Origin of the sequence: Terrabacter sp. 2RAF25 (genome assembly GCF_052115265.1) — a bacterium.
GTDB lineage: Bacteria > Actinomycetota > Actinomycetes > Actinomycetales > Dermatophilaceae > Terrabacter.
Genome location: NZ_JBFRGJ010000001.1, coordinates 592,062 through 617,569 on the forward strand (window position 1 = coordinate 592,062; position 25,508 = coordinate 617,569).

Here is a 25,508-nt window from a genome sequence, read left to right on the forward strand (position 1 = left end):
GCGAGGCACCGCCCCTTACGATGGGGCCATGAGCCAGCCCGCCGACCAGACGTCCGCCAAGAAGGTCCTCCTCGCGGCGCCGCGTGGCTACTGCGCCGGTGTCGACCGGGCGGTCGTGACCGTCGAGAAGGCCCTGGAGCTCTACGGCCCGCCGGTCTACGTGCGCAAGCAGATCGTGCACAACAAGCACGTCGTCAACACCCTCGAGAAGCGCGGTGCGATCTTCGTCGACGAGACCGACGAGGTGCCCGAGGGTGCGACGGTCATCTTCTCGGCGCACGGCGTCGCACCCGTCGTGCACGAGGAGGCGAAGGCGCGCAGCCTCAAGACGATCGACGCCACCTGCCCGCTCGTGACGAAGGTGCACCGCGAGGCGGTGCGCTTCGCCGATGACGACTTCGACATCCTGCTTATCGGCCACGAGGGCCACGAGGAGGTCGTCGGCACCGCCGGGGAGGCCCCCGAGCACATCACCCTCGTCGACGGCCCCGACGACGTCGACAACGTCACGGTCCGCGAGCCCGAGAAGGTCGTCTGGCTCTCGCAGACGACCCTGTCGGTCGACGAGACGATGCAGACGGTCGCGCGCCTCAAGGAGAAGTTCCCGGCGCTGCAGAGCCCGCCGTCCGACGACATCTGCTACGCCACCCAGAACCGTCAGCTCGCCGTCAAGCAGATGGCGCAGGACACCGATCTCATGATCGTCGTGGGGTCACGCAACTCGTCGAACTCGGTCCGGCTGGTCGAGGTCGCGCTCGAGCACGGCGCGCGCGACGGCCATCTCGTCGACTTCGCCGACGAGATCGAGGAGGCCTGGCTCGAGGGCGTGACCACCGTCGGCGTGACGTCCGGAGCCAGCGTGCCCGAGGTGCTGGTGCGCGACGTGCTGACCTGGCTCGCCGAGCGCGGCTACGGTGAGGTCGAGGCGGTCATCGCCGCCGAGGAGTCCCTGCTCTTCTCGCTGCCCAACGAGCTGCGTCGCGACCTCAAGGCCCGCAAGGGCGAGGAGTCCGGCACGGTGCGCCACGACGCGGCCTTCGAGGACGCCGGCTCGCTGCACTGAGGGGCGCGGCTCGCGCCCGGGTCGTTCAGCCGCCGAGGGCGGCCACGAGGGCGGGTTGCAGGCGGTCGAGCGACGGGCCGGCGACGTACTGCCCACCCGTGATCGCCACGACCTGGCGCATCGCCGCCGCGTCGACCCGGGCGCCCAGGCCGAGCACGACGACCTGAACGGGGCGCGCGGCGTCCTTGGTCGCGGCGAGACGCTGCTTGAGCAGGTCGAGCGTGAGGCCGTAGTCGTCCTCGTTCGGGCCGTCGGCGACGATGACCACGGTGTTGGTGTAGCCGGCTCGCCAGGCGCTCTGGGCGCGGTCGTAGGTCGACGCGATGGTGTCGTACAGGCCGCTGCCGCCGCCGACGAACGAGTCGAGGCCCGCCACCGCCTTGTCGAACCCGGCGACCCGCTTGGCGTCCCCGAGCGGTGTGAAGTCGATGAGCTGGCGGAAGTCGTCGCCGCGCGACCCGATGTGCTGCGAGTAGATCCACAGCGACGCGAGCGTGCCGGGGTTCGCGCCCCCGACGGCGCGCACGGTGGCTCGCTGGAGGACGTCGAGTCGCTTGCCCTCCTTGTCGCGCTCGAGCATCGACCCGGAGACGTCGACGGCCAGCAGCGCCTGCGTGCGCTTCGACGCAGTGGCCCACAGGCCTGTGGCCTTCGCGAGCGGGGCACCGCCTGCCTTGCCCGCGACCGAGATGGTGCCGTAGAGGGGTGAGGGATCAGCGGGATCACCACCCGAGGTGCGGAACCCGCTGTCCTGCAAGAGCTTTCGTGACGAGTCGGATGTGAGGTGCTTCTCGAGCGCTGCCACCAGGGGCTTCTTGGCGGCATCGGTGGTCAGAGAGACGACCGAGTAGTCCACGGCGGGCGCGCCCTCGGCTGGTGCCACGGCAGCGAGGGACTGGTCTGGATGCTCGGCGTTCCAGGCGAGGAGCTGGGCCTGGGTGACCACAGCGCCCGCGCGGCCGTCCGACGCCGCCACCTGGTCGAGCGACGCGTCGCCGGCGGCCGCGACGGTGCGCAGCCGTGCCTCCAGCACGAGCGGGGTCGCCACCGAGAGGGCTGCCTCGCCGACGGCGGATCGGCGCGGGTCGGGGATCCGCACCGCGACCGGCCCACCGAGCAGGTCGGCCCAGCCCAGACGGGTGCCGAGGGTGGATGCCCGTGAGTCCTTCATCGCGATGACGACCGCGCTGGAGGCGAAGGGCGCGCCGGCCTCGACCGGTGTGCCCGAGACGTTGCCCGCACGGCTCGTCCATGAGCCGGAGTCGGTCACCCAGGCGTCCGGCCGTGCAGTTCCGATGAGCGAGCCGGAGACGGCGTAGGGCTCCTCGGAGTCGATCGTGTAGGCGGCGCACGGGCCGTCGGTCTGCTTGGCGAGGTCCTCGGCCGCGGCGGCGACCGCAGGAGCGATGGCCGGCGCGGCCGAGACCCGGACCTTCACGGGGTCGGTGCACGACGTGGGCTGGGCGGCTGTCGTCGGCAGGGCGGTCGGGACGTCCGTCGCGCCGAGGTAGCGGTAGGCGCCGAAGCCCAGGGCTGCGGCGACGACGACGATCGCGGCGGCGCCGCCCAGTCGAGTGCGCCGGCGACGCCGGGCTCGCTGGCGTGCAGCAGCCTCGACCCGCTCGCGCGACTCACGCAGGCTCTGCTCGTAGGGGCCGACGCGTCGACCCGGTCCGCCGGACTCTCCAGAACCCGGGCCCCCCGCCCCGGTCATGCTCTACCTGTTCCCACGCGCGTATTTTCCGGTGCAGCCCAACGGGTGTCCATTTTCTGGACAAAGCGGACACCGCGACGGGTCTGACCCTCAGGCGGAGCGTTCGCTCGCGCCGGTGTCGCGTGCGGACCCTGCGGCGTCCCGGCTGCCGGGCTCGCCGGTCGCGCGCCCGAGGAAGGCGTCGTCGCGCGCGTCGCGTCCGAGGTCGTCGGTGAGCTCGGTCGCACTGAGCGAGCGGGGCGCCACCTCGAGGGGCTCGAGGGCGGGCGGGCGGTCGCTCGTCAGGTGCAGCTCGTGCATGCGTCGTGCGGTGACGAGCACCCGCGACTCGAGCGTGCCGACGAACTTGTTGTACTGCTCCACCGAGCGCGCCAGCGACTGGCCCATCGTGGTCACGTGCCCGCCGAGAGTGGAGAGGCGGGAGTAGAGGTCCTGCCCGATGGCGAGCAGCTCGCGGGCGTTCTGCTCGAGGGCGTCCTGCTGCCAGATGGCCCCGATGGTGCGCAGCACCGCGAAGAGGGTGCCCGGCGAGGCCAGGACGACCTTGCGCGATAGCGCGTGCTCGTAGAGGCCGGGGTCATCCGCGAGCGCCGTGGCGAGGATGGCCTCACCGGGGACGAAGCAGATGACGACCTCGGGGGAGCGGGTGAAGGCGGTCCAGTAGGCCTTGGCAGCCAGGCTCTCGACGTGGCGGCGCACGGAGGTGGCGTGGGCGGCCAGCAGCTCGGCCCTCTCGATCTCGGAGACGGTGTCGCCGTGCGCCTGGAGGAAGTGCGCCATGGGCGCCTTGGAGTCGACCACGACGTGGCGCGACCCCGGGAGGTTGATGACGGCGTCGGGTCTCACGGTGGCGCCGTGCCGGCTGGTGCGCGTGACCTGCTCGTCGAAGTCGCAGCGGGCGATGAGGCCCGACAGCTCGAGCACCCGGCGAAGCTGCACCTCGCCCCACGCGCCGCGCACCGTCGAGGCGTTGAGGGCGCTCGCGAGCGTGGCCGTCTCGGTGCGCAGCGACTCGGTGGAGCGGCTCACGTCGGTGAGTCGCTCGCCCAGCTGCCCGAACTGGAGGGAACGGTCGCGCTCGAGCGCCCCGACCTGGCGCTCGACCCTGCCGATGGTGTCGCGCAGCGGGGCGAGCAGGGCGGCCGTCGCGTCGTCGACCTCACGAGCCGCCTCGAGGTCGCCGACCCGCTCGCGCAGGACGTCGCGCTCGGCCTCGGCCGCGGCGGAGCGGGCGAGCAGGGCCGATCGCGCCGAGAGCCAGGCGACGACAGCGCCGACCAGTCCTCCGACGAGGAGCCCGACGAGCAGCGCGGTGGTGTCCATGGCCACACCGTCGCAGAGGGCGCCGACAGTGACGGAGGCGACACCCCGGCATACCCCGTCGGGGGCTTCTGTTAGACCTTGGACGGTGAGCGAGTACGACGACGCGACCCGGCTCGAGGCCGGCGACGACCCGGCGCGCAGGCGCGGGACCTTCCACGACGAGTGGATGATCGGCAACGCCGTCAACGGGGGGCTGGTCATGGCGACGGCTCTGCGCGCGCTGGGCGAGCACCTCGCGGGCGACCCGACCGAGACCACAGAGCACGTCGACCCGGTGGTGCTGTCCGCGTACTTCATGACCGCCTCACGGCCCGGGCCGTTCACGGTGACCACCGAGGTGATGCGCTGCGGCCGCAAGCTCTCGACCGGGCAGATGGCGATCCACCAGGTCGGTGACGACGGGCAGCCGGTCGAGCGCATGCGCGCCATCGGATCCTTCGGCAACCTCACCGACCTCGAGGTGCAACGCCAGGCCGGGCCGCCCGACCTGCCGCCGCCCGACCAGTGCCTCTCGGCCGAGCAGGCGCCCCCCGACTTCCTCGCCAACGCGAAGTTCCTCGAGCGGCTCGACCTGCGGCTCGACCCCTCGACCGCCGGCTGGGCCCTCGGCAAGCCCTCGATGCGCGGTGTCATGCGGGGGTGGCTGCGACTGCGCGATGGTCGTGAACCCGACACGACGATGCTGATGATGGCGCTCGACGCACTGCCGCCGGTCGCGTTCGACCTCGGCCTCCTCGGCTGGACGCCGACGCTCGAGTTCACCGGCCACATCCGCCGCCGGCCGGCGCCGGGCTGGCTGCGGGTCTCGCTGTCGAGCGAGACCCTCGGCGGCGGGATGATGGAGGAGGACGCCATGATCTGGGACTCCGCCGGCGACCTCGTGGCCCAGTCGCGCCAGCTGTGCGGCGTGCGGATGCCGCGGTGACGGGTCTGGTCATGACGTGACCGTCCGGCTCGTCTACGAGACCCACTCCACCACCGAGGACAACGAGGCCGGCATCGCCACGGGGTGGCTGCCCGGCCGGCTGTCCGAGGAGGGCCGGCACCAGGCATCCGCCCTCGGTGAGCGGCGCCGCGACGACGGCCTCGCCGCCGTCTACGTCTCCGACCTGGGCCGCGCTGTCGACACGGCCCGGATCGCCTTCGGCGAGGGCGACTCCCGGGTCCGGTTCGACGACCGGCTGCGCGAGTGCGACTACGGCACGCTCAACGGTGCGCCGGTCTCGGCGCTGGCGAAGGTGCGTGCCCACCACGTCGACGAGCCGTTCCCCGGGGGCGGCCAGAGCTACCGCGACGTCGTCGTGGCCACCGCAGGCCTGCTCGCGGACCTGCGCCGCGACCACGAGGGCGAGCGCGTCCTGCTCATCGCCCACTCGGCCAACCGCTGGGCGATCCAGCACCTGCTCGACGCGACTCCGCTCGAGCAGCTCGTCGACGCGCCGTTCGACTGGCGGCCGGGCTGGGAGTGGACGCTCGAGTGAGCCCGGCGTGACGGCATACGTGATCGTGGTCGGGAGCCCGCCCGAGCGCCGTTAGACTCTTGTCCCCGTGGCACTCACCATCGGAATCGTCGGTCTCCCCAACGTCGGCAAGTCGACGCTCTTCAACGCGCTGACCAAGAACAACGTGCTCGCAGCGAACTACCCGTTCGCGACGATCGAGCCCAACGTCGGCGTCGTGCCGCTGCCCGACCCGAGGCTCGGCGCGCTCGCCGAGATCTTCAGCTCGGAGAAGATCCTGCCGGCGACCGTGAGCTTCGTCGACATCGCCGGCATCGTCCGCGGCGCGAGCGAGGGCGAGGGCCTCGGCAACAAGTTCCTCGCCAACATCCGCGAGGCCGACGCGATCTGCCAGGTCGTGCGTGCGTTCGAGGACGGCGACGTCGTGCACGTCGACGGCAAGGTCAGCCCGGCCAGCGACATCGAGACGATCCACACCGAGCTCATCCTCGCCGACCTCCAGACGCTCGAGAAGGCCGTGCCGCGCCTCGAGAAGGAGGCGCGGATCAACAAGGACAAGAAGGCCGCGCTCGAGCTCGCGCAGGCCGCGCAGAAGGTCCTCGAGGAGGGCCACACCCTGTATGCCGCGGGGCCGGCCGCCGGGGTCGACCTCGCCGAGGCGAAGCAGCTGGGTCTGCTGACCACCAAGCCGTTCATCTACGTGTTCAACCTCGACGAGGACCAGCTCGCTGACGCGTCCCTCCAGCAGTCGCTGCGAGAGCTCGCGGCTCCCGCTGACGCCGTCTTCCTCAACGCGAAGCTCGAGATGGACCTCATGGAGATGGAGCCCGACGAGGCGCTCGAGCTGCTGCAGAGCTTCGGGGCCGAGGAGTCCGGCCTCGACCAGCTGGCGCGCACCGGCTTCCACACGCTCGGCCTGCAGACCTACCTCACCGCGGGCCCCAAGGAGTCGCGGGCCTGGACGATCGGCAAGGGCTGGACCGCCCCGCAGGCTGCCGGCGTGATCCACACCGACTTCCAGCGCGGCTTCATCAAGGCGGAGGTCGTCGGCTTCGACGACCTCGTCGCAGCGGGGTCGATGAACGCCGCCAAGTCGGCCGGCAAGGTCCGCATCGAGGGCAAGGAATACGTCATGGCCGACGGCGACGTGGTGGAGTTCCGCTTCAACGTGTAACCGCCGCCGGGGGTCCTCGTCCGAGCGGCAGCGCGACCGCTGTGCGTTCCGCAGGGCGCGTCCCAGCCGTCACTCCCGTCACCCACCGCCACAGGGCCGTCTCGCCCACGGCGCTCGTCCCGGGAGCGGGAGCCGCAAGGCGGTAATCTGAGCGCCGCCGACAGACGTCGGTGCGGCCCCACGAGCCGACACCAGCCCCCTCAGCCGACACCCACCGCCGACCGACAAGGAGCACCGTGTCCCAGCAGGTCCACATGCCGCCCCGTCAGCGGCAGGAGTCCGCGGAGGCGGCCACGGGCGCCCCGCGCGCGCAGCGACGGGGTGACATCCAGGGCATGCGTGCGGTGGCCGTTCTCTCGGTCATGCTCAGCCACGCCGAGATCGTCGGCTTCGCCGGCGGCTACGTCGGCGTCGACGTCTTCTTCGTCATCTCCGGCTTCCTCATCACCGGGATCCTCGCGCGCGAGGTCACCAAGAGCGGTCGGGTCTCGATCACCGGGTTCTACTCCCGGCGTGCCCTGCGCATCCTTCCTGCCGCCACGGTGGCGCTGCTCGTCGTCTGCCTCGTCTCCCTGCTCGTGTACACGACGAACAACCTGCACCTGGTCCTCCAGGACATCGGGGCGGCCGCCCTCTTCTCGGCCAACATCGACTTCGCCCTCGCCGGCACCGACTACTTCTCTACGAGCGCGTTCGTCTCGCCGGTGCAGCACTTCTGGTCGCTCGCCGTGGAGGAGCAGTTCTACCTCGTGTGGCCCGCGGTCATCGGCCTCATCATGTACCTCGGTGCCCGGGCCCGAGGGGCGTCGGGCTCGTCTCGGCCGGCCACCCGCGCCGTCGCCCTCCGTCGTTCGGCGGCCCTCGTGCTGCTGCTCGCGCTGCTCTCCTTCTGGTGGTCGGTCCACCGCACCGGAACCAACCCGCAGATGGCCTACTACTCGACCTTCACGCGCACGTGGGAGCTCAGCGTGGGCGCGCTGCTGGCGCTCTCGGCCGGCCGCATCGCCCGCCTCCCGGCCGCGGTGAAGGGGGTGGCCTCCTGGGCCGGCCTGCTCGCCATCGCCGTGGCCGTGCTCACGTTCAGCTCGGCGACGCCGTTCCCCGGATGGCACGCGGCGCTGCCCGTCGTCGGCGCGGCCCTCGTGCTCGGCGGCGGCATCGACGGTCCCCGCGCCGGAGCGCGCCTGCTGCTCGACACGCGTCCGATGCGCTTCGTCGGCAACATCTCCTACTCGCTCTACCTCTGGCACTGGCCGCTGCTGATCCTCCCCGGCGCCTACCTCGTGCGTGACCTCGGGCTCCTCGAGCGGCTGCTCGCCCTGGCTGCGTCCGTCCTGCTCGCCTGGGCCAGCTACCGATGGGTCGAGACGCCGTTCCACCACCCGGCGAAGGCGAGCGCCGCCGCGCAGCCGGAGGGCGGCGCCGCGTCGCGGGCCGACGTCCGCGGCACCGCCCGGGCCCGCCGCCGCTCCGTCAACCGCTCGCTGCTGCTGTGGCCGGCGGCCGTGGCCATGGTGCTGGCCGGCGTGGCCGGCGTCTGGGCGTACGACGCGAGCCGGACCGGAGGGTCCGCGGCCGCTCTCCCCGCGTCGAACAGCGCACCCGAGACGCCCCAGCAGCTGATCGCCGACGTGGCCCGGGCATCGGCCCTCGCTCGCCAGAACGCGCCCCTGGCCACACCGCTCGTTCCGGCCCTGCCCGACCTCTTCGGCGACATCACCCACCCGATGGGCACCTGCTCGGCCTCACGAGAGGCCCTCACTGTCGACATCTGCCCGAGCGGCGACACCAAGGCGTCGCGGACGATCGTGCTGTGGGGCGACTCCCACATCGGTATGTGGATGCGTCCCCTCGAGCAGCTCGCCAAGGAGCGCGGCTACAGGATCGTCCCCTTCACCAAGGCCAGCTGCGTGCCCCTCGACGAGGTGGAGTGGTACCGGGGGAAGGCCTATCCCGAGTGCCGGAAGTTCGGTCAGTGGGCTCTCGACCAGATCGCCCGCCTCAAGCCGGACCACATCCTCATCAGCGGCTTCCTCGGCACACCTCTCGTCAACGAGGCCGGCACCGGGCCGCTGCAGGTCGGCCAGGACACCGAGCGGTTCACGGCGGGCGCGCAGCGGATGCTCTCCAAGGTGCACTCCCGTCTCCCCGGCACCACGGTGACCGTGTTCAGCGACGTGTCGATCCTCGATCAGGACGCCGGCAAGTGCCTGGGCTCCAAGCGAGCGACCATGGGCACGTGCGTCAAGCCGATGTCCTCCGCCGTCGCCTCGCGCAACAGCGGCTGGAAGTCGGCGACCGCGGCCACGGGAGCGCGCTACCTCGACCTGCTGCCCTACTTCTGCGCCGAGACCTGCCCGATCGTGGTCGGCAACACGATCGTCTACCGCGACAGCAACCACATCACGAGCACGTACGCCCAGCGACTCAAGCCGGTCCTCGGCAAGGAGCTCGGCCTCTGACCGTCCTGCGTGGGTGAGCGGGCCGGTGGCCGGTGTCGGCGGCCTGTGCCATCGTCTGACCATGGACGAGGGGCGGCGCGACGACCACGGCGGGCTCGACGCCTTGGTGGGTGGTGGCAGCGCTGACGGTGGCAGTGCCGACAGTGCCGACAGCGCCGACGGTGCCGACAGCGCCGACGGTGGCAGGCTGGTTCGCGGGCGACGCTTGCGTGGCACGAGGTTCGTCGGCTGCGACCTGAGCGACGTCGTCGTGCGCGGCTGCGACGTCGCCGGCATGGAGATCGACTCACCGTGGCTGATGGAGGGCGGGAGTCGGCTGCTGGTCAACGGCGTGGACGTGGTGCCTCTCGTCGACGCCGAGCTGAACCGGCGTTTTCCCGGACGAGAGCTGCGCTCGGCGACGAGCCCGTCGGGCCTGCGTGAGGCCTGGGCGGCGGTGGAGCAGGCGTGGGCAGCCACCCTCGAGCGCGCCACGAGCATGCCGGACGGCACGGTCGACGCGTCGGTGGGCGGCGAGTGGTCGCTCGCCCAGACGCTGCGTCACCTCGTGATGGCGACCGACGTGTGGCTGGGCAGGGCGGTCCTCCGGGTGGAGCAGCCCCATCATCCCTTGGGGCTGCCCAACGACGACCACGACACCGAGGCATACGACGAGTCCGCCTTCACCGCCCCCGCGCCGCCCTTCGAGCAGGTGCTCGAGGCGCGGGCGGGTCGCCAGGCCATGGTGCGTGACTTCCTGGGCCGGGTCTCGGCTCGTGAGCTCGAGGAGGGCCGGAGCAACCCCCACGCCCCCGAGCACGGCGAGACCGTCCTGTCGTGCCTGCACACCATCCTCGAGGAGGAGTGGGAGCACCACCGGTATGCCGTGCGCGACCTCGACTCCGTGGCGCGCGCCGGCCGCTGACCTCGCCGCCGGGGTCAGAGCGGCACGAGGCGCAGCGAGTCCAGGGTGGCCTGCTGGGCTGCCAGGACCTTCCGGCTGGTGTCGGGGAACCAGGACCGCTCGACGACGACCCGTTCGCCGTGCACGACGACGACCCACAGCTCGACGAGCTCCTGCTGGGCCGCCATGGGGCGGTAGGTCATCACGCCGCCGTTGTCGCAGAGGCCTGCCTCGGGGTCGTCGAGCTGCGCGGTCAGGTGCACGCCGGATCCGCCGAACCGTGCCGTCGCCGTGATCGGCTCGATCACCTTGAAGGGATACCGCGACAGCACCTCGCGGGCGAGGTCGCCGGGGGTGGGCCCGGGGTCCGTCGGCACGCTGGTCTGCGCCCGGCAGGGTCCGAACGGCAGCCCGTCCAGCTCCATCACGCGGATGCCTGCGTCCTCCCTGACGAAGGTCGGTGTCTCGACGACGATCCCCTGCTCGAAGAGCCACCACGCGTCATCGGAGGGCGTGATCTCCACGGTCAGGGCCGACCCAGGGAACGTCGCGAAGAGGTTGCCGGGCATGCGCAGGCGGTAGGTCGCCCCGGCGCGGAGGGCACGAGGGGTGCGGAAGGCGTACGCGTCGCGGTCGACGACGTGCGGGGCCTCGGGAACCGCCGCGGGCGGGGGACTGGGCTGGGCATCCGTCGTCGGCGCGGCGCCGCTGCTGGCGACCGGCGCGCCGGTCGGCGTGGCCGTCGAGCCCGCACCTGCGCCCGGCGCCCCGGTGCAGGCGCTCAGCCCCACGACGACTCCCACGGCCAGCCCGACGATCGCTCTGCCTGCCACCGCGCCTCCTGCCCAGGTCCTGCGGCCCCGTGGCGTCGGAACCGCCTGCTCCCAGTGTCCCCCCGAACCCAGCGGGGACACAGCGACGCCGACGGCTCCGACGCCCGGCGCGCGAGCGCGCGGGCCTCACTAGAGTCGGCTCATGAGCGACGACCTGACGATCCTGCACAACAACCGCTGCTCGACCTCACGAGCCGCGCTGGAGCGCATCGACGAGGCGCACGTGCAGGCTGAGGTCGTCGACTACCTGCGCCAGCCGCTCGACGCGGCCGCCCTCGGCGAGCTGCTCGACAAGCTCGAGGACGCGCCGAGCGACCTCGTCCGGCGCGATCCCCACTTCGCCGAGCTGGGCCTGACCGAGGCCGACGTCGCGACGCGCGAACAGGTCATCGAGGTGCTCGTCGAGCACCCGCGGCTCATGCAGCGACCCGTCCTCGTCAAGGGCGACCGGGCGATCATCGGCCGACCCAAGGAGCGGGTCGCCGCCTTCCTCGCGGACTGACCCGCTTCGTCGGGCGGGTCAATCCGCGTGCAGCACAACGGAACTCGTCAGATGAGGCCGAGGCCGCGGCGACCGGTGTCGTTGAGCTGAGCCGGCGTGAACCGGTCGGGCCAGCTGCGCTCGTAGTGCTCCTCCGGGAAGTCGCTCGGGCTGGAACCGCTGACGAAGGCCTCACGCACCTCCGTGGCATACCTCTCGTTGCGCTCGCACCACGGGGCGGCCGGGACGTACATGACGTTGCCCCAGCCCTGCTGGTCCTGCACGGGTGCGACGCTGTGGATCATGTCGCAGTGCCACCAGACCGAGTCGCCGGCCTGGACGTCCGGGATGCCGCTCAGCGCCTCGAGCAGCAGTGGGTGCCACTTCTCGCTCACGGGGAAGACCTGGTTGGTGGTGACGCCGCACATGTCGTCCTCGGCGACGTCGTCGAGGAGCGGGCGCAGCATGAGGTAGGCCATCGCCTCTGGGATCGGCACCGTGTGCAGCACGCCCTGGTCGTGCGCCATGTCCGACAGGGCAGTCCAGCCCTGGAAGGTGCGGAACGCCGAGCACATGGTCGTGCCCGGGTACTGCGGGCCGGACGTGCGGTGGGCTGCGTCCCAGGGGTCGTACTCCTCGACGCTGCCGTCGAAGAGGTGCCGGAAGGCCTGCTGGTAGCCCTCGGTCATCCACAGGTCGAGGGTGCCGGGGTCGCAGTGGGCGCCGAGGCCGTTGGAGTCCGCGCCCGGCGGCCGTCGACGGATGCGGTCGGGGTAGAGCGAGTCGCGGTCCGGGTCGAACCAGGTGATCCCGTCGGACTCGTGCTTCCACTGGCTGTTGAGGAAGGACTGGACGGTCGCCATGCGCTCGCTCTGACGGGCCTCCATCTGGGCCGGTGACCAGTAGATGGGATAGATCTCGGGCTTGGAGCCGACGCTGCCGAAGAAGTCGTCGCCGGGCCCACGGTAGCTCTCGAAAAACCCGTTGCCCTCGACGTAGTCGACGATGCCGGAGTCCCACCCGAGCGCCTGCTCGCGAGGGAAGTGGCCTCGGACGACGAGGCAGCCGCGCCGCTGCAGCTTCGCGAGCTGCTCGCGCGTCACGGTGCCGTCGGCGATGTCGGCGTAGGCGATGACCGGCCAGACGTCCTCGCCGCGCTCCCTGGCCGTCCTGATCTCGGCGACGCGCTCGGTGACCCGGCGCGCCACGACGGCGAAGGCCTCCTCGACGGTGCGGCCGGAGGCCTCGATGCGCGCGCGGATCGCCTGCTTGATCTCGCGGACCGCGCGAGGCAGGTCGTCGGGCGTGCTCTCCCATTGGGGCAGGGCGGAGACGGACGGGCTGACGGGTGCTGCGGTCATGGCTCTTCCTTTGGTGAGGACTCCTTACGAACAAGAACGGTAGCGCGTCGCGAGCATTTGGGCAAGAGTCCTAACTAGAGTGGTGGCATGTCGTCCGCGAAGCCGAGCCTCGAGCTGCTGAGGTCCCTCACCGACGAGCACGTGCTCCGCGCCCTGATGGCGCATCGGAAGCTGACCAGGGCCGAGGTCGCCGGGTTGACAGGCATCTCCAAGCCGACGATCTCCGAGGCGTTCCGCCGACTGGAGCACGCGGGCGTCGTCGTCGACACGGGGGAGCGCAGCCGGGGACGCGGTCGAGCCGGTTCGTACTACTCGCTCTCGCCGGCGTGCGGCGCCGCCCTCGTCGTCGGCATCACCGCCCAGGGCGTCGTCGCCGAGACCGTGGACGCGTACGGTGACCGCACCGGCACGGCCGAGGTGGCGCTCGACCGGGACGCCGACGCCGGCGGGGCGGCACGGGCGGTGGCCCAGGCGGTCGCTGCCGTGGCCGGCGTTCCGGGGGCGCTGCCCATCCGGACGGCCGCCGTCAGCGCCGCCGACCCCGTCGACCGCGCATCCGGGCGCCTCGTCCACCTCCCCGACTCGCCCTTCCTCGTGGGCGACCTCGACCCCGCGTCGCTGCTCGCCGAAGCGGTGGACGGGCCGGTTCTCGTCGACAACGACGTCAACTGGGCCGCGCGCGCCGAGCAGTCTGCGGCAGCCGGCGGCGCCGCAGGATGCCGCGACTTCGTCTACCTCTACCTCGACGAGGGTCTCGGGTGTGCGGTCGTCGCGGACGGCGAGGTGAGGCGCGGTCACTCGGGCCTGGCCGGCGAGATCGCCCACCTCGTCACGACGGGCCCGGGCGATCGGGCCATGCCGTTGACCCGGGTGTTCGCCGAGCTCGGTCTGCGGCGAGCGGGGTCCACCGCGGTCGACCTCGAGCTCGTCCGGACGGCCGACCGGGCGACCTGCGTGTCCCTCGGCACTGCGCTCTGCGGAGTCCTTGCTGCGGTCGTCGCGCTCACCGACCCCGAGATCGTCGTCGTGGGCGGAGGGTGGGGGCGCGACACGGACTTCCTCGCCGAGCTGTCCCGTCAGGCTGCCCGGCTGCCGCGTCCGGTGCCCGTGGCCCCCGCCGGCGTGGTCGAGCGCCCGCCGCTCGCAGGTGCCCGCTCGGCAGCGCTCGAGCAGCTGCGTGACCTCATCGTGCTGGCCGCTCGCGAGCCGAGCGCGCCCTAGCCGCAAGGGTGCCGGGCGTCGTCAGCTGGCGGTCTCGGTCAGGCCCGGACCTGTCGTCGCGATGAAGTCGCGCACGAGGTCGGCGAAACGGTCGGGGTCGTCGAGGTGCGGGAAGTGGCCGGCACCGTCGAACAGCTCGATCCGGCAGCCCGGGATGGCCTCCTTGGCGCGTGCGGCGTGACGGGACGGGATGACCATGTCGTTCGTGCCCCAGATGACGAGCACCGGCAGGCCCACGAGGTCGGGCAGGTACTCGCGCGCCGTCACGGTCTGACCACGGGCGTCCAGCACGGCCCGCGTCGTCGTGAGGAACGCCCGACGGCTCTCGGCGTCGCTCAGCCGGGCGAAGCCGTCCCAGGCGGCCCGCATGTCATGACTCGCGCGCCAGCCGACGCGCGCCATCGTGCGGCCGATCGTCTCGACGCGGCCCCGGACCCACCCCGACGCGAGGGCGGGCAGCACCCACTCGGCGCCGGGCAGGGTCACGGCCCGGAGGGCCGGGTTGACCTCCCTGCCGAGGCCCCCGCTGCCGACGAGCACGAGACGCTCGACGCGCTCCGGGAAGAGGTAGCAGAACTCGAGGGAGATGCCGCCCCCGAGGGAGTGCCCGACGAGTGTCACCCGGTCGATCCCCAGGCGGTCGATGAGGTCGCGCAGCGTCGCGGCGTGGGTGGCGAGCGAGTAGTCCCCGTTCGTGTTCGCCGAGGCGCCGTGGCCGAAGAGGTCGGGCACGACGACACGGTGGCGGTCGTCGAGGCGGTCGATCAGGTGCCCCCAGCTCGAGTGCGACCCGAGCAGCCCGTGGACGAACAGGACCGTCTCACCGGCCCCGCTGTCGACGAACGACAGGGCATGGCCGTGCAGCGAGATCACCTGCGGCTGTAGCACGCTCACGACACCCCCTCGCGTCCGCGAACCCCTGCTTCGAGGTTAGACCCGCCGGGCGACTCGCATGACCCGAATCGTGCACGGCGCCCCGTGCGCCGGTCGACGCACCAGCGGGCTGCGACCACTCAAACCGCCGGAGGCAGCACGACGCCGAAACCGGCGACGGCGAGGCGCAGGAGCACCTGCCCCGGCGCCAGCAGGTCGGCGATGCGAGCGGCGCTCAGCAGCTCGAGCTCTGCGAGCCGGACGGCATACGCCCCAGGTCCCTCGAGTCGGGTGCGTTGGAGCTCGATCGCGTTGTGCCACACCTTGTTCCGTGCCTCCCGCAGGAACCGCGCAGATGCCCGCCGGTTGAGGGGCCTGAGGGCGCGGTCGAGGGTCCGCCTGGCCGACTGCTGCGACAGCACGTCCTCCTCCGCCGCGACCCGCCCGGAGAGCACGCCGTCGATCCGCTCGTGATCCCGGCGCCGCCGGTCCAGGAGCACCGGGTCGGCGAAGTCAGCATCACTGATGACCGCGAGGAGGGCCTGCGGGAGGTCGTAGTTGATGTGCGCGTTGATGCCGAGCAGCACCTGGCGGAGCGGCGGCAGCTCGGCGGGCGCCGCGAAGGCGAGCGCCCACGGCCGAGGTGCGCGTCGGCCGGCCGACAGGTCGGCTTCCAGGGCGTCGAGATAGAGGTCCGCGAAGACGACGTCCCAGGCCTCGACCCACGCCGGGTCCTCGAACGAGGCATCGTCGATCGCCTGGGCGACCGCCTGCGTGGTGCGCAGGTAGGTGGCGAGGAACGCCCGACGAGCCGCGAGTTGCGGCGGCAGGTCGTCGAGCAGCCGCGTCATCCGGTCGACGACGTCGCCGATGCCCCGCTGGCCCGTCTGGGTCATCGCGTTCTCCTCACCCGGGTCGGCCCCTGTCCCTAGTCTGGAACGAGAGTCGAGCGGCGTCAGGGGATTCGGTGCGTGGGCAGCCGCTGCCGACGAGGTCACCCAGTGTCGAGGAGGCCGGATGGGACGCAGGCACGGCCCGCGGTCCTTCGACGCGGTCGAGGTCGGGCAGCGGGAGACCGACGCCTGGGCCGCCTACTACCGCCATGAGTGGGCGAGCTTCCTCAGGGCATCGGTCGGCATGGTGGCCGCCGGGTTCGGCATGAACCGTCGCGACACCCTGCGCGGCGCCTGGCTGGTGCTGCGTGCCAACCAGGCGTGGGCTCCCTTCCCCGACAACGAGCCCGATCGGGCGCGCGAGCTCATGCGCGACTTCTACGCACTCGTCGTGAGCTCCAGCGACCTCGACCTCGACCCGGTTCAGGCCTCGACCCTCGAGGTCGAGTGGTGGCGGGTCCACCGCGAGCACCAGCACGACGGGGCGGTCACGACGGATGACCTCGTCGGAGCGCTCGTCGACCTCTACGCGTACGTCTACGGCGCGGAGGCAGACCTGGTGTGGCCCGCCGCCCAGCACCGGGTCGAGGCCATGGACCTCTCCGACCGCTGGGTGCGCGCCGGGTGCGTGCTCGACGACCCCCTGCTCGCGGCCGAGCGGCGCGCCCTCGTCGCGTCGTATGCCGCGTTGCTCGCCGCCATCGGCCGGGTCGGCTCGTGACGCCGCATGTCCGCGCGGCCGTTCGAGACTGACCCAGCGTCCCCGTCGGCGCGTGACGACCGCGTGCTGCCGACGACGAGGGTCCTCTCGGGCGTGCTCGTGCCGATCCTCGTCACCGCCTTCGTCATCCTCTACGGCTTCCCGTCGGACACGGAGCGGCTCTTCGCGTGGACGATCCGCCCGGACCTGACCCCCATGGTCCTCGCCTCGGCCTACCTCGGCGGCGCCTGGTTCTTCGTGCGAGTGCTGCGCGAGCGTCGCTGGGCCCGGGTGGGCGCCGGGCTGGTCGCCGTGACGCTCTTCGCGGGGCTGCTCGGCGTCGCGACGATGCTGCACTGGGACCGCTTCAACCACCGCCACGTCGCCTTCTGGCTGTGGGCGGCGCTCTACTTCACGGCCCCGGTGCTCGTCCTCGCAGCCTGGCTGGCCAACCAGCGCACTGCGTCACCGCCTCGCCCCGCTGAGCTCCGTCTCGGAGGGCTCGCTCGCACTGTCGTGGCCGTCGGCGCCGGGCTCGCCCTCGCCACGGGGCTCGTCATGGAGGTGACGCCGGCGACGGTGATCCCGGTCTGGCCGTGGGTGCTCACCCCCTTGACGTGTCGCGTCGTCGGGGCGGTGTTCTGTCTGGGCAGCGCCGGGCTCGTCGTCGTGAGGGACCCGCGGTGGGTGCGTGTGCGGCTCATGGTCGAGGTGGAGACCGTGATGCTGGCCCTGATGCTCGTCGCCCTGGCCCGGGCCCGCACGGACCTGCGCACCGACCGCGTGCTCACCTGGCTGCTCGTCGGAGGATTCGTCGCCACGCTCGCCGCCTCGGTGGCGCTCTGGGCGCGGATGGGCCGGCGCGAGCGCGCCCCGTGACCCAGACGACCGGACGAGGTCCTCAGAGCGGCGTCAGCACGAGGAACGGCAGGCCGGTGCAGTGCGTGGCGCTCCAGTCCGGGTGCGGGGCGGCCCGGCCCGCCAGCCAGGCCTCGACCGGCAGGCCACGCAGCAGGTCGCCGGTCACCCAGGTCGGGTCGGACGACGTCACGACGCGTCCGGACGCGTTGACGAGCACGCACGTGCGGTCGAGCGTGCCCATGACGTCGAGGAGGTGCTCCTCGAACCACGCGACGAGCACGTCGACCCCGACCACACCCGCGAACACGCCGTCGACGAGGAACGGCTGCGTGAACGTCAGGGTGTACTGGTCGGTGCACAGGTAGTCGACGTAAGGTCCCGTGACCTGTCGCTGTCCGGATTCGAGCGGCTTTGCGTACCAAGGCAGCTCGGTGTAGTCGCGGAAGCCGACTGCACGTGGGTCGGTCTCCGCGGCGAGCTTGGCGATGGTGGTGGAGCCTCCCCGGCTCTCGGTGGTCCACCACTCGAGCCAGTAGGGGGCGTCTGCGAGCGTGCCGGGGGCCATCACGGCCCCTGCGCCGGCGACAGGAGTCTGCGGGTCGGCGAGCATGGCGCGGCAGCGCTCCTCGATGTCGAGGTCGGCGCGACGTGGTGCTGCGCCCGAGAGTCGTCCGGTGAGCAGGTCGCCGAGGTCGTCGAGCTGGCCGAAGACCCACTGCCCGAAGTCGGACACCCATCGGGCCACGTCGGTGTCGGTCGTGGTGGTCGTCATGCTCGTCACCGGGTCCTTCGTGATCGGGTGAGGCGGTGCAGGGCCTTCACGGCCTCGAAGAGCTGCCTGACATGATCCTCCGCGCGGTCCCGGGCCGTGCCGGGATCGCCGGCAGCCACCGCATCGACGATGGCGCCGTGGGCGGCTGCGGTCGCAGCCCCCAGCTCGACGTCGGCCAGCCACAGCACGGGTCCGATCTCGCGCTGGAGCACCATCTCTTCTCGGGTCAGGCGGGCTGACTGGGCCGCCGCGGCCAGCTCGAGGTGGAAGCTGCCCTCGAGACGAGGTATGCCGCTGGGCTCGTCCGGGTCGGCACGCGCGCTCGCGAGCCGCCGGAGGCGCGCGACGTCGTCGGGATCGGACCGCTCCGCCGCCAGCGCCGCGCAGTGCCCGCTGATGGCGCAGTAGTGGTCGGCCAGGTCGCGCAGCTCTCCCAGTCCCACATGGGCCAGGCGAGCCAGCAGGGCGGCCCTGCCTCCGTCGTGGGGTGCCTTGACGAACGAACCGCCGCCCCGGCCGCGCCGCGTGACGATGAGGTCGTCGTCACGCAGCGTGCCGAGCGCCTCGCGCACGGTCACGGTGGCGACACCGAAGCGGTCGGCGAGGTCGCTCTCGGCCGGCAGCATGCTCCCGTCGGGCAGCAGGCCCATCGCGATGGCCTCTCCGAGGCGACGGCGTACGGCTTCCGCACGGCCCGCGGCGGGCAGCGGGGCGAACACGGCGGCATACGGGCCGAGGGGCATCGACCGATCCGCCATGGAGCCTCCGCAACAGTTTGGGCACACCGCTTGCGCATAAACATATGGACCCATACGTTTTCCGTCCAGAGGCAGAAGTGCGTTCGACGACGGGCGCCCCGACGACCCGAGGAGTCACCATGGCGGCCGACCAGGCGCCCGGTGTGCCGGCGATCCGGCTGAGCAGGCTGCGCAAGGAGTTCCCCGGCAGCCCTCCGGTCGTCGCGGTCGACGACATCGACCTCGACGTGCGGTCGGGGGAGTTCTTCTCGATGCTCGGGCCCTCCGGGTCCGGCAAGACGACCGTGCTGCGCATGATCGCCGGCTTCGAGGAGCCGACGGCCGGTGCCATCGAGCTCGCCGGCACGGACGTCACGCGGCGTCAGGCGTACGAGCGCGACGTCAACACGGTGTTCCAGGACTACGCGCTCTTCCCGCACATGAGCGTGGCCGAGAACGTCGCCTACGGCCTGCTCGTCAAGAAGGTGGGCCGGGCGGAGCGGCGCACCCGCGTGGCGGAGGCGCTAGAGCAGGTGCGCCTGGGCGACCACGGCTCGCGACGCCCGTCGCAGCTCTCGGGCGGCCAGCGGCAGCGCGTCGCCCTCGCCCGGGCCCTCGTCAACCGGCCGACCGTGCTCCTGCTCGACGAGCCCCTCGGCGCCCTCGACCTCAAGCTGCGCGAGCAGATGCAGGTCGAGCTCAAGGCCATCCAGCGCGACGTCGGCATCACCTTCCTCTTCGTCACCCACGACCAGGAGGAGGCACTCACCCTCTCCGACCGCATCGCGGTCTTCAGCGCCGGCCGCATCGAGCAGGTCGGTACGGCCCAGGAGGTCTACGAGAGCCCGGCATCCGCGTTCGTCGCGGGCTTCGTCGGCACCTCCAACCTGCTCACCGGGGAGGCGGCGCGCTCGGTCCTGGGCCGCGCCGGTTCCGTCGCGATCCGACCGGAGAAGCTCCTCGTCGTGCCGGCCGGGGGCCGGGCCGGCGATGGGCACCAGAGCGCCGAGGGCTCTCTCGAGGAGGTCGTCTACGGCGGGCCCGTCACCCGCTACGTCGTCGCGCTCGACGCGGGGGGCCGGCTGACGGCCCTCGAACAGAACACCGGAGTCCGGGCGGACGGCGCGACCCTGCGCCGGGGCGACCGAGTCGCCCTCCGGTGGCGGTCCGAGCACGTCATCGACGTGCCTGGCTCACCCACGCCCGAGCTGCAGGGGCAGGGCGCCTCATCACACGAATTCCCAACCACATGAAGGAGATCGGCGTGCGTACGTCAAGGAAGTCCCTCCTCGGGACCGTCGCGGCCGTGGCCGTCCTGGCCCTGACCGGGTGCGGCAGCTCGTCCCCGAGCAGCCCTGGCGGCAGCGCCGCCCCGGGCGGGATGCAGGTGCCGAACCTCAAGGCGCTCGACAAGCTCGGCACGCCCGAGGGCCAGGTCAACGTGCTCGCCTGGCCCGGCTACGTCGAGGACGGCAGCAACGACCCCAAGGCCGACTGGGTCACCGACTTCGAGAAGACGTCCGGCTGCAAGGTCAACATCAAGACCTTCGGCACGTCGGACGAGGCCGTCCAGCTCATGCGCACTGGCCAGTACGACGCCGTGTCCGCCTCTGGCGACGCGACGCTGCGCCTCATCGCTGCCGGTGACGTCGAGCCGGTCAACACCTCGCTCATCAAGAACTACCCCGACATCTTCGATGCGCTCAAGATGAAGCCGTGGAACTCGGTCAACGGCGTCGCCTACGGCATCCCGCACGGTCGCGGCGCCAACCTGCTGATGTACCGCACCGACATGGTCAAGCCCGCCCCTGACTCGTGGGGGGCCGTCTTCGACCAGGTAGGCGCGCAGAAGGGCAAGGTCACCGCCTACGACTCGCCGATCTACATCGCCGACGCCGCGCTCTACCTCATGTCGACCAAGCCCGACCTCGGCATCAAGGATCCGTACGCCCTCGACGAGACCCAGCTCGCCGCGGCCGTCGACCTGCTCAAGGCGCAGAAGGCGAACGTCAGCGAGTACTGGACCGATTACCTCAAGGAGGTGCAGGCCTTCAAGACCGGCACCGCGACGGTGGGCACCACGTGGCAGGTCATCGCGAACACTGCCCAGGGCGAGAAGGCCCCGGTCGAGGCCGTGCTGCCCAAGGAGGGCTCGACCGGTTGGTCGGACACCTGGATGGTGTCGGCCAAGTCGAAGAACAAGACGTGCGCGTACCTGCTCATCGACCACCTCGTCTCACCGAAGGTCAACGCGCAGATCGCCGAGTTCTTCGGTGAGGCACCCGGCAACAGGAAGGCGTGCGCCGAGACGGCGGACCCCAACCACTGCAAGGTGTTCCACGCCGACGACGAGCAGTACTTCTCCAAGGTCCACTACTGGAACACGCCCATCAGCGCGTGCCTCGACGGTCGCACCGACGTCAAGTGCACGGACTACGCGGCCTGGACCAAGGCCTGGACCGAGATCCGCAACAGCTGACCCCACCGCCCGACCGAGGAGGCGACGATGAGACGACGCAGAGGCCTGGCCGCCCTGCTCGGCCCACCCATGCTCTGGCTCGTCGTCGCCTACCTCGGGGCGCTCGCCGTCATCTTCGCGACGGCGTTCTGGACCACCGACCCGTTCACGAACCTCGTCGTGCGCACCTTCACGCTCGAGAACTTCCGCGAGCTGCTCAGTGGGACCTACGCCGGCATCATCGGGCGCACCCTGCTCATCGCCGTGCTCGTGACCGTGCTGTGCGTGCTCATCGCGGTGCCGTTCGCGTTCTTCATGGCACGCGTCGCGTCGCGCCGCCTGCGAGGTCTCCTCCTTGCCGGGATCCTCGTGCCGCTGTGGGCGAGCTACCTCGTCAAGGCGTACGCATGGCGCGCCATGGTGCAGCCCGAAGGCGTCATCGACAGCACCTTCGGGGCCACGCCGGGCTACGGGCTCGCGGCCGTGGTGATGACCCTGACCTACCTCTGGTTCCCCTACATGGTGCTGCCCGTCTACGCAGCCTTCGAACGCCTGCCGGAGAGCCACCTCGAAGCCAGCGCCGACCTGGGGGGCCGCGCGTTCGCGACGTTCCGGCGCGTCGTCGTGCCGTCACTGCTGCCGGCGATCGCCGCAGGGTCGGTCTTCACGTTCTCGCTGTCGCTCGGCGACTACATCGCGGTGCAGATCGTCGGCGGCAAGCTCCAGGTGCTCGGCACCGCGGTGCTGCAGAACATCACGCTCGACCTGCCCTTCGCGGCCGCGCTCGGCACGGCGTCGGTCGTGATCATGGTCCTCTACCTGCTCGCCGTGCGTCGCACCGGCGCGCTCGACAACCTGTGAGGCCTGCGATGGACCGTATGACGTCGAGGAGGAGCCTCCGATGAGGCTCGGACGCGGCGCGAGGGTGGCCCTGACGGCGTTCGCGACCATCGTGCTCGCCTTCGTCTACGTGCCGCTCGTCGTGGTGGCCCTCAACTCCTTCAACAGCGACCGCACCTTCGGGTGGCCGCCACCCGGCTTCACGACACAGTGGTGGCGAGCGGCCCTGCAGGCACAGGGTCCTCGCGACGCGCTACTCACCTCGGTGCAAGCGGGTCTGGGCGCCACGGCGATCGCCATCGTGCTCGGCACCCTGCTTGCCTTGGCCCTGAGCCGCTACGACTTCTTCGGCAAGCACGCCATCTCGATCCTCGTCGTGCTGCCGATCGCGCTGCCCGGCATCGTCACCGGCATCGCCCTCCAGTCGGTGATCCAGAACGTCCTGCGCCCCGTGTTCGGCATCGACGCCGGCCTGTTCACGATCATCGTCGGCCACGCGACCTTCTGCATCGTCATCGTCTTCAACAACGTCACGGCCCGCCTGCGCAGGCTCGGTGGCTCACTCGAGCAGGCATCGGCCGACCTCGGCGCCAAGCCACTCACGACCTTTCGCCGAGTGACGTTCCCACTGCTGCGTTCGAGCCTGCTGGCCGGAGCACTGCTCGCCTTCGCGCTCAGCTTCGACGAGATCGTGGTGACGACCTTCACGGCCGGCCCCCAGAGCCAGACCCTGCCGATCTGGATCTTCGACAACCTCTTCCGGCCCAACCAGGCGCCCGTCGTCAACGTCGTCGCCGTCGTGCTCATCGTCCTCTCGATCGTGCCGGTGTGGCTCGCGCAGCGCCTCGGTGGCGCGGACGCCGCCGAGAGCCGCCTATGAGCTCGCCCGCCGAGCGGTGACGAGGAGGTACTCCCACCGCATCGGGCCGCCGTCGGCGAGCGACTCCGACCCGAGGTCGGCGAGCGCGGCGTCGAGCGCGGCGACCTTGCCGGGGTCGTCGGCGATGAGCCGGTAGGTCGCGATCGTCGGGCCGTAGGTCCGCTTGAAGAAGTCGCGGAACTCCTCGCCGCTCGAGAAGGGCACGGCAACCGTTCGCTTCTCGGCGGTCAGTGACTCGACTCGGTCACGGAACAGCTCACGCACGTGCGCCTCGCTGCCCCACAGGGGTGGCGGCTGGGCACCGGGAGGCGGCGGTGCGGCATACGGCTTCATGGCGGCGAACATCCGCCCGATGAAACCCTCCGGCGTCCAGCTCACGAGCCCGATGGTCGCGCCCGGCCTCGCGACCCGCACGAGCTCCGCCGACGAGCGGTCGTGGTGCGGCGCGAACATCACGCCCACGCACGACATCACGACGTCGAAGGACGCGTCCGCGTACGGCAGCGCCTCGGCGTCGGCCCGCTCCCACCTGATGGTCACGCCGGCGGCCTCGGCGAGCCCCCGGCCCGCGTCGAGCAGCTCGGGCGCGAGGTCGCTGGCCGTCACGTGAGCCCCTTGCCGTGCGGCGGGGACCGCCGCGTTGCCCGAACCGGCGGCGACGTCGAGGACGTCCTGACCGGACGTGATGCGGCACGCCTCGACGAGGACCCGGCCGAGATCCGGGATGACCTCCCTGGCCACGGCTGGGTAGTCGCCGAGCGCCCACATCGCTGCGTGCCGAGCCTTCAGGGCGGTATCGGCGGCGGCTGCCTCCGACACGGCGGTGTGCGTTGTCATGCGTCTTCCCTCCATCGCGGTAGGCCCGGTGCTTCCCCCTCGGCCGGACGGCATCGGTGCCGTCCTCACCAGAGTCGGACGTCGAGGCGCCGTGCCCCAGTACACGTTGTGGACTGACGCGGTGCAGGATCAGGACCGATACTGGAGCGGGCGCCCCCGCAGGACCGGTGGCGACCGGCTCGTCCAGCACGACCGGAGGTGGGCATGGGACGACACGACCCCGGAGCCGGGCAGTACTGCCCCATCTCGCGCACGCTCGACGTCGTGGGGGAGCGCTGGTCGCTGCTCATCCTGCGCGACATGATGACCGGCACGACCCGCTTCAACGACCCGCGCGTGGACTGCCCGGCCTGTCACGCACCCTGCTGACGAAGCGGCTGCGCCACCTCGAGCGCTTCGGCGTCGTCGAGCGCTCGGGCTCGCGCTACGTGCTGTCGCCCTCGGGACGGGCGCTCGAGCCGATCGTCTTCGGCATGGCTCAGTGGGGCGCCGAGTGGATGTTCGGCGACGACCCCGAACCCGAGGAGCTCGACGCCCAGCTGCTCGTCTGGTGGATGCACACCCGCGTGGACACATCGGGGCTCGACGGCGACCGGCACGTGCTGCACCTCAGGTTCGCCGACGACCCCCGCCGCTTCTGGATCCTCGTCGAGCACGGCACCCCTTCGGTGTGCATGGCCGACCCCGGCTTCCCCGTCGACGTGACCATCAGCTCGGACGTCGCGTCGCTGTATGCCGTGTGGCTCGGCCGTATGCCGCTGGGTATCGCCGTTCGCTCGGGTCGCGTCACGCTCGAGGGTCCGACACGGGTGACGCGACGTCTCGACGAGGTGCTGCAGCTGAGTCCCGTAGCGCCGTTCGTGGCGGCGGCGAGCGCCTGACCGCGAGGTGCGGAGGCGCGCAGGCGCGCTCAGCAGCCGGCGGGACCGCAGGCTGCGGCATCCGTCGCGTCGACTGTGACACCGCTTGCCGCGGGCTGGAGCATGACGAGCGGGTGCGACTCGCGCCACGCCTGCTCGAGCGCCTGCGCGAAGAGCTCGGTGGGCTGGGCCCCGGAGACGCCGTACTTCTCGTCGAGCACGAAGAAGGGCACGCCGCGGATGCCGATCTGCTGCGCTGCCGTGATGTCGGCGACGACGTCCGCGCGCCATGTGTGGCTCTCGAGGTCGCGCCTGATCTCGTCGGCCTCCAGGCCGGCCTCGACACCGATGCGCACGAGCACGTCGCGGTCGCCGATGTCCTCGCCGTGCTCGAAGTGCGCCGAGAGGAGCGCCTCCTTGACGGCGTCGCCGACGCCGCGGGCCGTGGCCAGGTGCAGCAGCTCGTGACCGGCGAAGCTGTTGGCGACGACGACCGAGCCGAAGTCGTAGGCGAGACCCTCGTCGGCGGCGATGGCGGTCACCTGGTCGAACATCTGGCTGACCTGGGCGCGTGACATGCCCTTGCGGTCGACGAGGTAGTCGAGCTCGCTGCCGTCGTGGTGGTCGGGGAGCGTGGGGTCGAGCTGGTAGCTGCGCCAGTGCACCTCGACGTCGGCGCGGTGGGGGAACGCGGCGAGCGCCTTCTCGAAGCGGCGCTTGCCGATGTAGCACCACGGGCAGGCGATGTCAGACCAGATCTCGACCTTCATGGAATCTTCAACCAGCGTCGTGGACGATTGCTTCCCCACCGTCCGGTCCCAT

Annotated in this window: 25 protein-coding genes and 1 pseudogene; 16 read left to right on the top strand and 10 right to left on the bottom strand. The window is 71.5% G+C overall.

Going from position 1 to position 25,508, the window contains the following annotated elements; all coding sequences use genetic code 11:
- Positions 1–28: 28 nt before the first annotated feature.
- The gene (locus AB4091_RS02820; protein WP_442290192.1) at positions 29–1,063 is read left to right on the top strand and encodes a 4-hydroxy-3-methylbut-2-enyl diphosphate reductase; all 1,035 of its coding nucleotides are present in this window, start codon (positions 29–31) and stop codon (positions 1,061–1,063) included.
- A gap of 25 nt (positions 1,064–1,088) precedes the next feature.
- Here AB4091_RS02820 and AB4091_RS02825 read toward each other — a convergent pair whose 3' ends face one another.
- Both AB4091_RS02825 and AB4091_RS02830 read right to left on the bottom strand, forming a co-directional pair.
- On the bottom strand, positions 1,089–2,777 hold the full coding sequence (locus AB4091_RS02825) for a substrate-binding and VWA domain-containing protein (protein ID WP_442290193.1): 1,689 nt from the start codon (positions 2,775–2,777) through the stop codon (positions 1,089–1,091).
- A gap of 90 nt (positions 2,778–2,867) precedes the next feature.
- Positions 2,868–4,100, bottom strand: coding sequence for a DNA recombination protein RmuC (locus AB4091_RS02830; RefSeq protein WP_442290194.1), 1,233 nt, complete (start codon positions 4,098–4,100; stop codon positions 2,868–2,870).
- 85 nt (positions 4,101–4,185) lie between these two features.
- Between AB4091_RS02830 and AB4091_RS02835 the strand changes: the two genes are divergently transcribed.
- The 5 genes from AB4091_RS02835 to AB4091_RS02855 all read left to right on the top strand — a co-directional run bounded on the left by AB4091_RS02835 (position 4,186) and on the right by AB4091_RS02855 (position 10,100).
- Positions 4,186–5,025 carry a thioesterase family protein gene (locus AB4091_RS02835; protein WP_442290195.1) on the top strand — a complete coding sequence of 280 codons (840 nt, stop codon included), beginning with the start codon at positions 4,186–4,188 and terminating at the stop codon, positions 5,023–5,025.
- Positions 5,026–5,041: 16 nt separating this feature from the next.
- Positions 5,042–5,581, top strand: a complete 540-nt coding sequence (locus tag AB4091_RS02840; protein ID WP_442290196.1) for a histidine phosphatase family protein — start codon at positions 5,042–5,044, stop codon at positions 5,579–5,581.
- A gap of 67 nt (positions 5,582–5,648) precedes the next feature.
- A complete protein-coding gene (gene ychF, locus AB4091_RS02845) occupies positions 5,649–6,734 on the top strand; it encodes a redox-regulated ATPase YchF (protein ID WP_442290197.1) in 1,086 nt (361 codons plus the stop codon).
- 236 nt (positions 6,735–6,970) lie between these two features.
- Positions 6,971–9,196 (top strand): acyltransferase family protein, encoded by a 2,226-nt coding sequence (locus AB4091_RS02850; protein WP_442290198.1) that lies wholly within the window; start codon positions 6,971–6,973, stop codon positions 9,194–9,196.
- Positions 9,197–9,257: 61 nt separating this feature from the next.
- Positions 9,258–10,100 (top strand): DinB family protein, encoded by an 843-nt coding sequence (locus tag AB4091_RS02855; protein ID WP_442290199.1) that lies wholly within the window; start codon positions 9,258–9,260, stop codon positions 10,098–10,100.
- A 14-nt stretch (positions 10,101–10,114) separates the two neighbouring features.
- Here the strand turns inward: AB4091_RS02855 and AB4091_RS02860 are convergent, their stop codons facing one another.
- Positions 10,115–10,912 (bottom strand): hypothetical protein, encoded by a 798-nt coding sequence (locus AB4091_RS02860; protein ID WP_442290200.1) that lies wholly within the window; start codon positions 10,910–10,912, stop codon positions 10,115–10,117.
- 142 nt (positions 10,913–11,054) lie between these two features.
- Here AB4091_RS02860 and arsC point away from each other — a divergent pair, with 142 nt between their 5' ends.
- A complete protein-coding gene (gene arsC, locus AB4091_RS02865; RefSeq protein WP_442290201.1) occupies positions 11,055–11,414 on the top strand; it encodes an arsenate reductase (glutaredoxin) in 360 nt (119 codons plus the stop codon).
- Positions 11,415–11,461: 47 nt separating this feature from the next.
- Here arsC and AB4091_RS02870 read toward each other — a convergent pair whose 3' ends face one another.
- Positions 11,462–12,754, bottom strand: a complete 1,293-nt coding sequence (locus AB4091_RS02870; RefSeq protein WP_442290202.1) for a DUF1479 domain-containing protein — start codon at positions 12,752–12,754, stop codon at positions 11,462–11,464.
- A gap of 87 nt (positions 12,755–12,841) precedes the next feature.
- On the opposite strand from AB4091_RS02870, the gene AB4091_RS02875 reads away from it, so the two are divergent.
- On the top strand, positions 12,842–13,975 hold the full coding sequence (locus tag AB4091_RS02875) for an ROK family transcriptional regulator (RefSeq protein WP_442290203.1): 1,134 nt from the start codon (positions 12,842–12,844) through the stop codon (positions 13,973–13,975).
- Between the two features lie 21 nt (positions 13,976–13,996).
- Here the strand turns inward: AB4091_RS02875 and AB4091_RS02880 are convergent, their stop codons facing one another.
- Together AB4091_RS02880 and AB4091_RS02885 are read right to left on the bottom strand one after the other, a co-directional pair.
- A complete protein-coding gene (locus tag AB4091_RS02880; protein ID WP_442290204.1) occupies positions 13,997–14,869 on the bottom strand; it encodes an alpha/beta fold hydrolase in 873 nt (290 codons plus the stop codon).
- A gap of 119 nt (positions 14,870–14,988) precedes the next feature.
- Positions 14,989–15,744, bottom strand: coding sequence for a DUF5995 family protein (locus tag AB4091_RS02885; protein ID WP_442290205.1), 756 nt, complete (start codon positions 15,742–15,744; stop codon positions 14,989–14,991).
- A gap of 121 nt (positions 15,745–15,865) precedes the next feature.
- On the opposite strand from AB4091_RS02885, the gene AB4091_RS02890 reads away from it, so the two are divergent.
- Both AB4091_RS02890 and AB4091_RS02895 read left to right on the top strand, forming a co-directional pair.
- Positions 15,866–16,462 (top strand): hypothetical protein, encoded by a 597-nt coding sequence (locus tag AB4091_RS02890; RefSeq protein ID WP_442290206.1) that lies wholly within the window; start codon positions 15,866–15,868, stop codon positions 16,460–16,462.
- A gap of 6 nt (positions 16,463–16,468) precedes the next feature.
- Positions 16,469–17,320 carry a hypothetical protein gene (locus AB4091_RS02895; RefSeq protein ID WP_442290207.1) on the top strand — a complete coding sequence of 284 codons (852 nt, stop codon included), beginning with the start codon at positions 16,469–16,471 and terminating at the stop codon, positions 17,318–17,320.
- 22 nt (positions 17,321–17,342) lie between these two features.
- Here the strand turns inward: AB4091_RS02895 and AB4091_RS02900 are convergent, their stop codons facing one another.
- Entirely contained in the window at positions 17,343–18,074 is a 732-nt protein-coding gene (locus tag AB4091_RS02900) for a cache domain-containing protein (protein WP_442290208.1), read from the bottom strand.
- Between the two features lie 5 nt (positions 18,075–18,079).
- Positions 18,080–18,832, bottom strand: coding sequence for a FadR/GntR family transcriptional regulator (locus tag AB4091_RS02905; RefSeq protein ID WP_442290209.1), 753 nt, complete (start codon positions 18,830–18,832; stop codon positions 18,080–18,082).
- A gap of 119 nt (positions 18,833–18,951) precedes the next feature.
- On the opposite strand from AB4091_RS02905, the gene AB4091_RS02910 reads away from it, so the two are divergent.
- From AB4091_RS02910 to AB4091_RS02925, 4 genes are read left to right on the top strand one after another with little or no spacing between them, the layout of a single operon-like run.
- Positions 18,952–20,064 (top strand): ABC transporter ATP-binding protein, encoded by a 1,113-nt coding sequence (locus tag AB4091_RS02910; protein ID WP_442290210.1) that lies wholly within the window; start codon positions 18,952–18,954, stop codon positions 20,062–20,064.
- Between the two features lie 11 nt (positions 20,065–20,075).
- Complete coding sequence (locus AB4091_RS02915) at positions 20,076–21,290, top strand: ABC transporter substrate-binding protein (protein ID WP_442290211.1); 1,215 nt, start codon at positions 20,076–20,078, stop codon at positions 21,288–21,290.
- Between the two features lie 27 nt (positions 21,291–21,317).
- Positions 21,318–22,130 (top strand): ABC transporter permease, encoded by an 813-nt coding sequence (locus AB4091_RS02920; RefSeq protein WP_442290212.1) that lies wholly within the window; start codon positions 21,318–21,320, stop codon positions 22,128–22,130.
- A gap of 40 nt (positions 22,131–22,170) precedes the next feature.
- Positions 22,171–22,989, top strand: a complete 819-nt coding sequence (locus AB4091_RS02925; protein ID WP_442290213.1) for an ABC transporter permease — start codon at positions 22,171–22,173, stop codon at positions 22,987–22,989.
- On the opposite strand, the gene AB4091_RS02930 is transcribed toward AB4091_RS02925, so the two are convergent.
- Positions 22,984–23,826, bottom strand: coding sequence for a class I SAM-dependent methyltransferase (locus AB4091_RS02930; protein WP_442290214.1), 843 nt, complete (start codon positions 23,824–23,826; stop codon positions 22,984–22,986). The genes AB4091_RS02925 and AB4091_RS02930 overlap by 6 nt on opposite strands.
- A 303-nt stretch (positions 23,827–24,129) precedes the next feature.
- Here AB4091_RS02930 and AB4091_RS02935 point away from each other — a divergent pair.
- Together AB4091_RS02935 and AB4091_RS02940 are read left to right on the top strand one after the other, a co-directional pair.
- Positions 24,130–24,266: pseudogene (locus AB4091_RS02935) on the top strand (winged helix-turn-helix transcriptional regulator); the annotation flags it as partial.
- A 33-nt stretch (positions 24,267–24,299) separates the two neighbouring features.
- Positions 24,300–24,707 (top strand): SCP2 sterol-binding domain-containing protein, encoded by a 408-nt coding sequence (locus tag AB4091_RS02940; protein WP_442290302.1) that lies wholly within the window; start codon positions 24,300–24,302, stop codon positions 24,705–24,707.
- Positions 24,708–24,736: 29 nt separating this feature from the next.
- Here AB4091_RS02940 and AB4091_RS02945 read toward each other — a convergent pair whose 3' ends face one another.
- Complete coding sequence (locus AB4091_RS02945) at positions 24,737–25,456, bottom strand: DsbA family oxidoreductase (RefSeq protein ID WP_442290215.1); 720 nt, start codon at positions 25,454–25,456, stop codon at positions 24,737–24,739.
- Between the last annotated feature and the right edge of the window lie 52 nt (positions 25,457–25,508).

What these genes read in the sequence shown, in the direction of transcription:
- AB4091_RS02925 (WP_442290213.1), top strand. Translation starts at nt 22,171, where the DNA reads ATGAGGCTCGGACGCGGCGCGAGGGTGGCCCTGACGGCGTTCGCGACC.
- AB4091_RS02855 (WP_442290199.1), top strand. Translation starts at nt 9,258, where the DNA reads ATGGACGAGGGGCGGCGCGACGACCACGGCGGGCTCGACGCCTTGGTG.
- AB4091_RS02830 (WP_442290194.1), bottom strand. Translation starts at nt 4,100, where the DNA reads ATGGACACCACCGCGCTGCTCGTCGGGCTCCTCGTCGGAGGACTGGTC.
- AB4091_RS02930 (WP_442290214.1), bottom strand. Translation starts at nt 23,826, where the DNA reads ATGACAACGCACACCGCCGTGTCGGAGGCAGCCGCCGCCGATACCGCC.
- AB4091_RS02900 (WP_442290208.1), bottom strand. Translation starts at nt 18,074, where the DNA reads ATGACGACCACCACGACCGACACCGACGTGGCCCGATGGGTGTCCGAC.
- AB4091_RS02905 (WP_442290209.1), bottom strand. Translation starts at nt 18,832, where the DNA reads ATGGCGGATCGGTCGATGCCCCTCGGCCCGTATGCCGCCGTGTTCGCC.
- AB4091_RS02820 (WP_442290192.1), top strand. Translation starts at nt 29, where the DNA reads ATGAGCCAGCCCGCCGACCAGACGTCCGCCAAGAAGGTCCTCCTCGCG.
- AB4091_RS02920 (WP_442290212.1), top strand. Translation starts at nt 21,318, where the DNA reads ATGAGACGACGCAGAGGCCTGGCCGCCCTGCTCGGCCCACCCATGCTC.
- AB4091_RS02885 (WP_442290205.1), bottom strand. Translation starts at nt 15,744, where the DNA reads ATGACCCAGACGGGCCAGCGGGGCATCGGCGACGTCGTCGACCGGATG.
- AB4091_RS02945 (WP_442290215.1), bottom strand. Translation starts at nt 25,456, where the DNA reads ATGAAGGTCGAGATCTGGTCTGACATCGCCTGCCCGTGGTGCTACATC.
- AB4091_RS02825 (WP_442290193.1), bottom strand. Translation starts at nt 2,777, where the DNA reads ATGACCGGGGCGGGGGGCCCGGGTTCTGGAGAGTCCGGCGGACCGGGT.
- AB4091_RS02870 (WP_442290202.1), bottom strand. Translation starts at nt 12,754, where the DNA reads ATGACCGCAGCACCCGTCAGCCCGTCCGTCTCCGCCCTGCCCCAATGG.
- AB4091_RS02940 (WP_442290302.1), top strand. Translation starts at nt 24,300, where the DNA reads ATGGCTCAGTGGGGCGCCGAGTGGATGTTCGGCGACGACCCCGAACCC.
- arsC (WP_442290201.1), top strand. Translation starts at nt 11,055, where the DNA reads ATGAGCGACGACCTGACGATCCTGCACAACAACCGCTGCTCGACCTCA.
- AB4091_RS02910 (WP_442290210.1), top strand. Translation starts at nt 18,952, where the DNA reads ATGGCGGCCGACCAGGCGCCCGGTGTGCCGGCGATCCGGCTGAGCAGG.
- AB4091_RS02875 (WP_442290203.1), top strand. Translation starts at nt 12,842, where the DNA reads ATGTCGTCCGCGAAGCCGAGCCTCGAGCTGCTGAGGTCCCTCACCGAC.
- AB4091_RS02895 (WP_442290207.1), top strand. Translation starts at nt 16,469, where the DNA reads ATGTCCGCGCGGCCGTTCGAGACTGACCCAGCGTCCCCGTCGGCGCGT.
- AB4091_RS02890 (WP_442290206.1), top strand. Translation starts at nt 15,866, where the DNA reads ATGGGACGCAGGCACGGCCCGCGGTCCTTCGACGCGGTCGAGGTCGGG.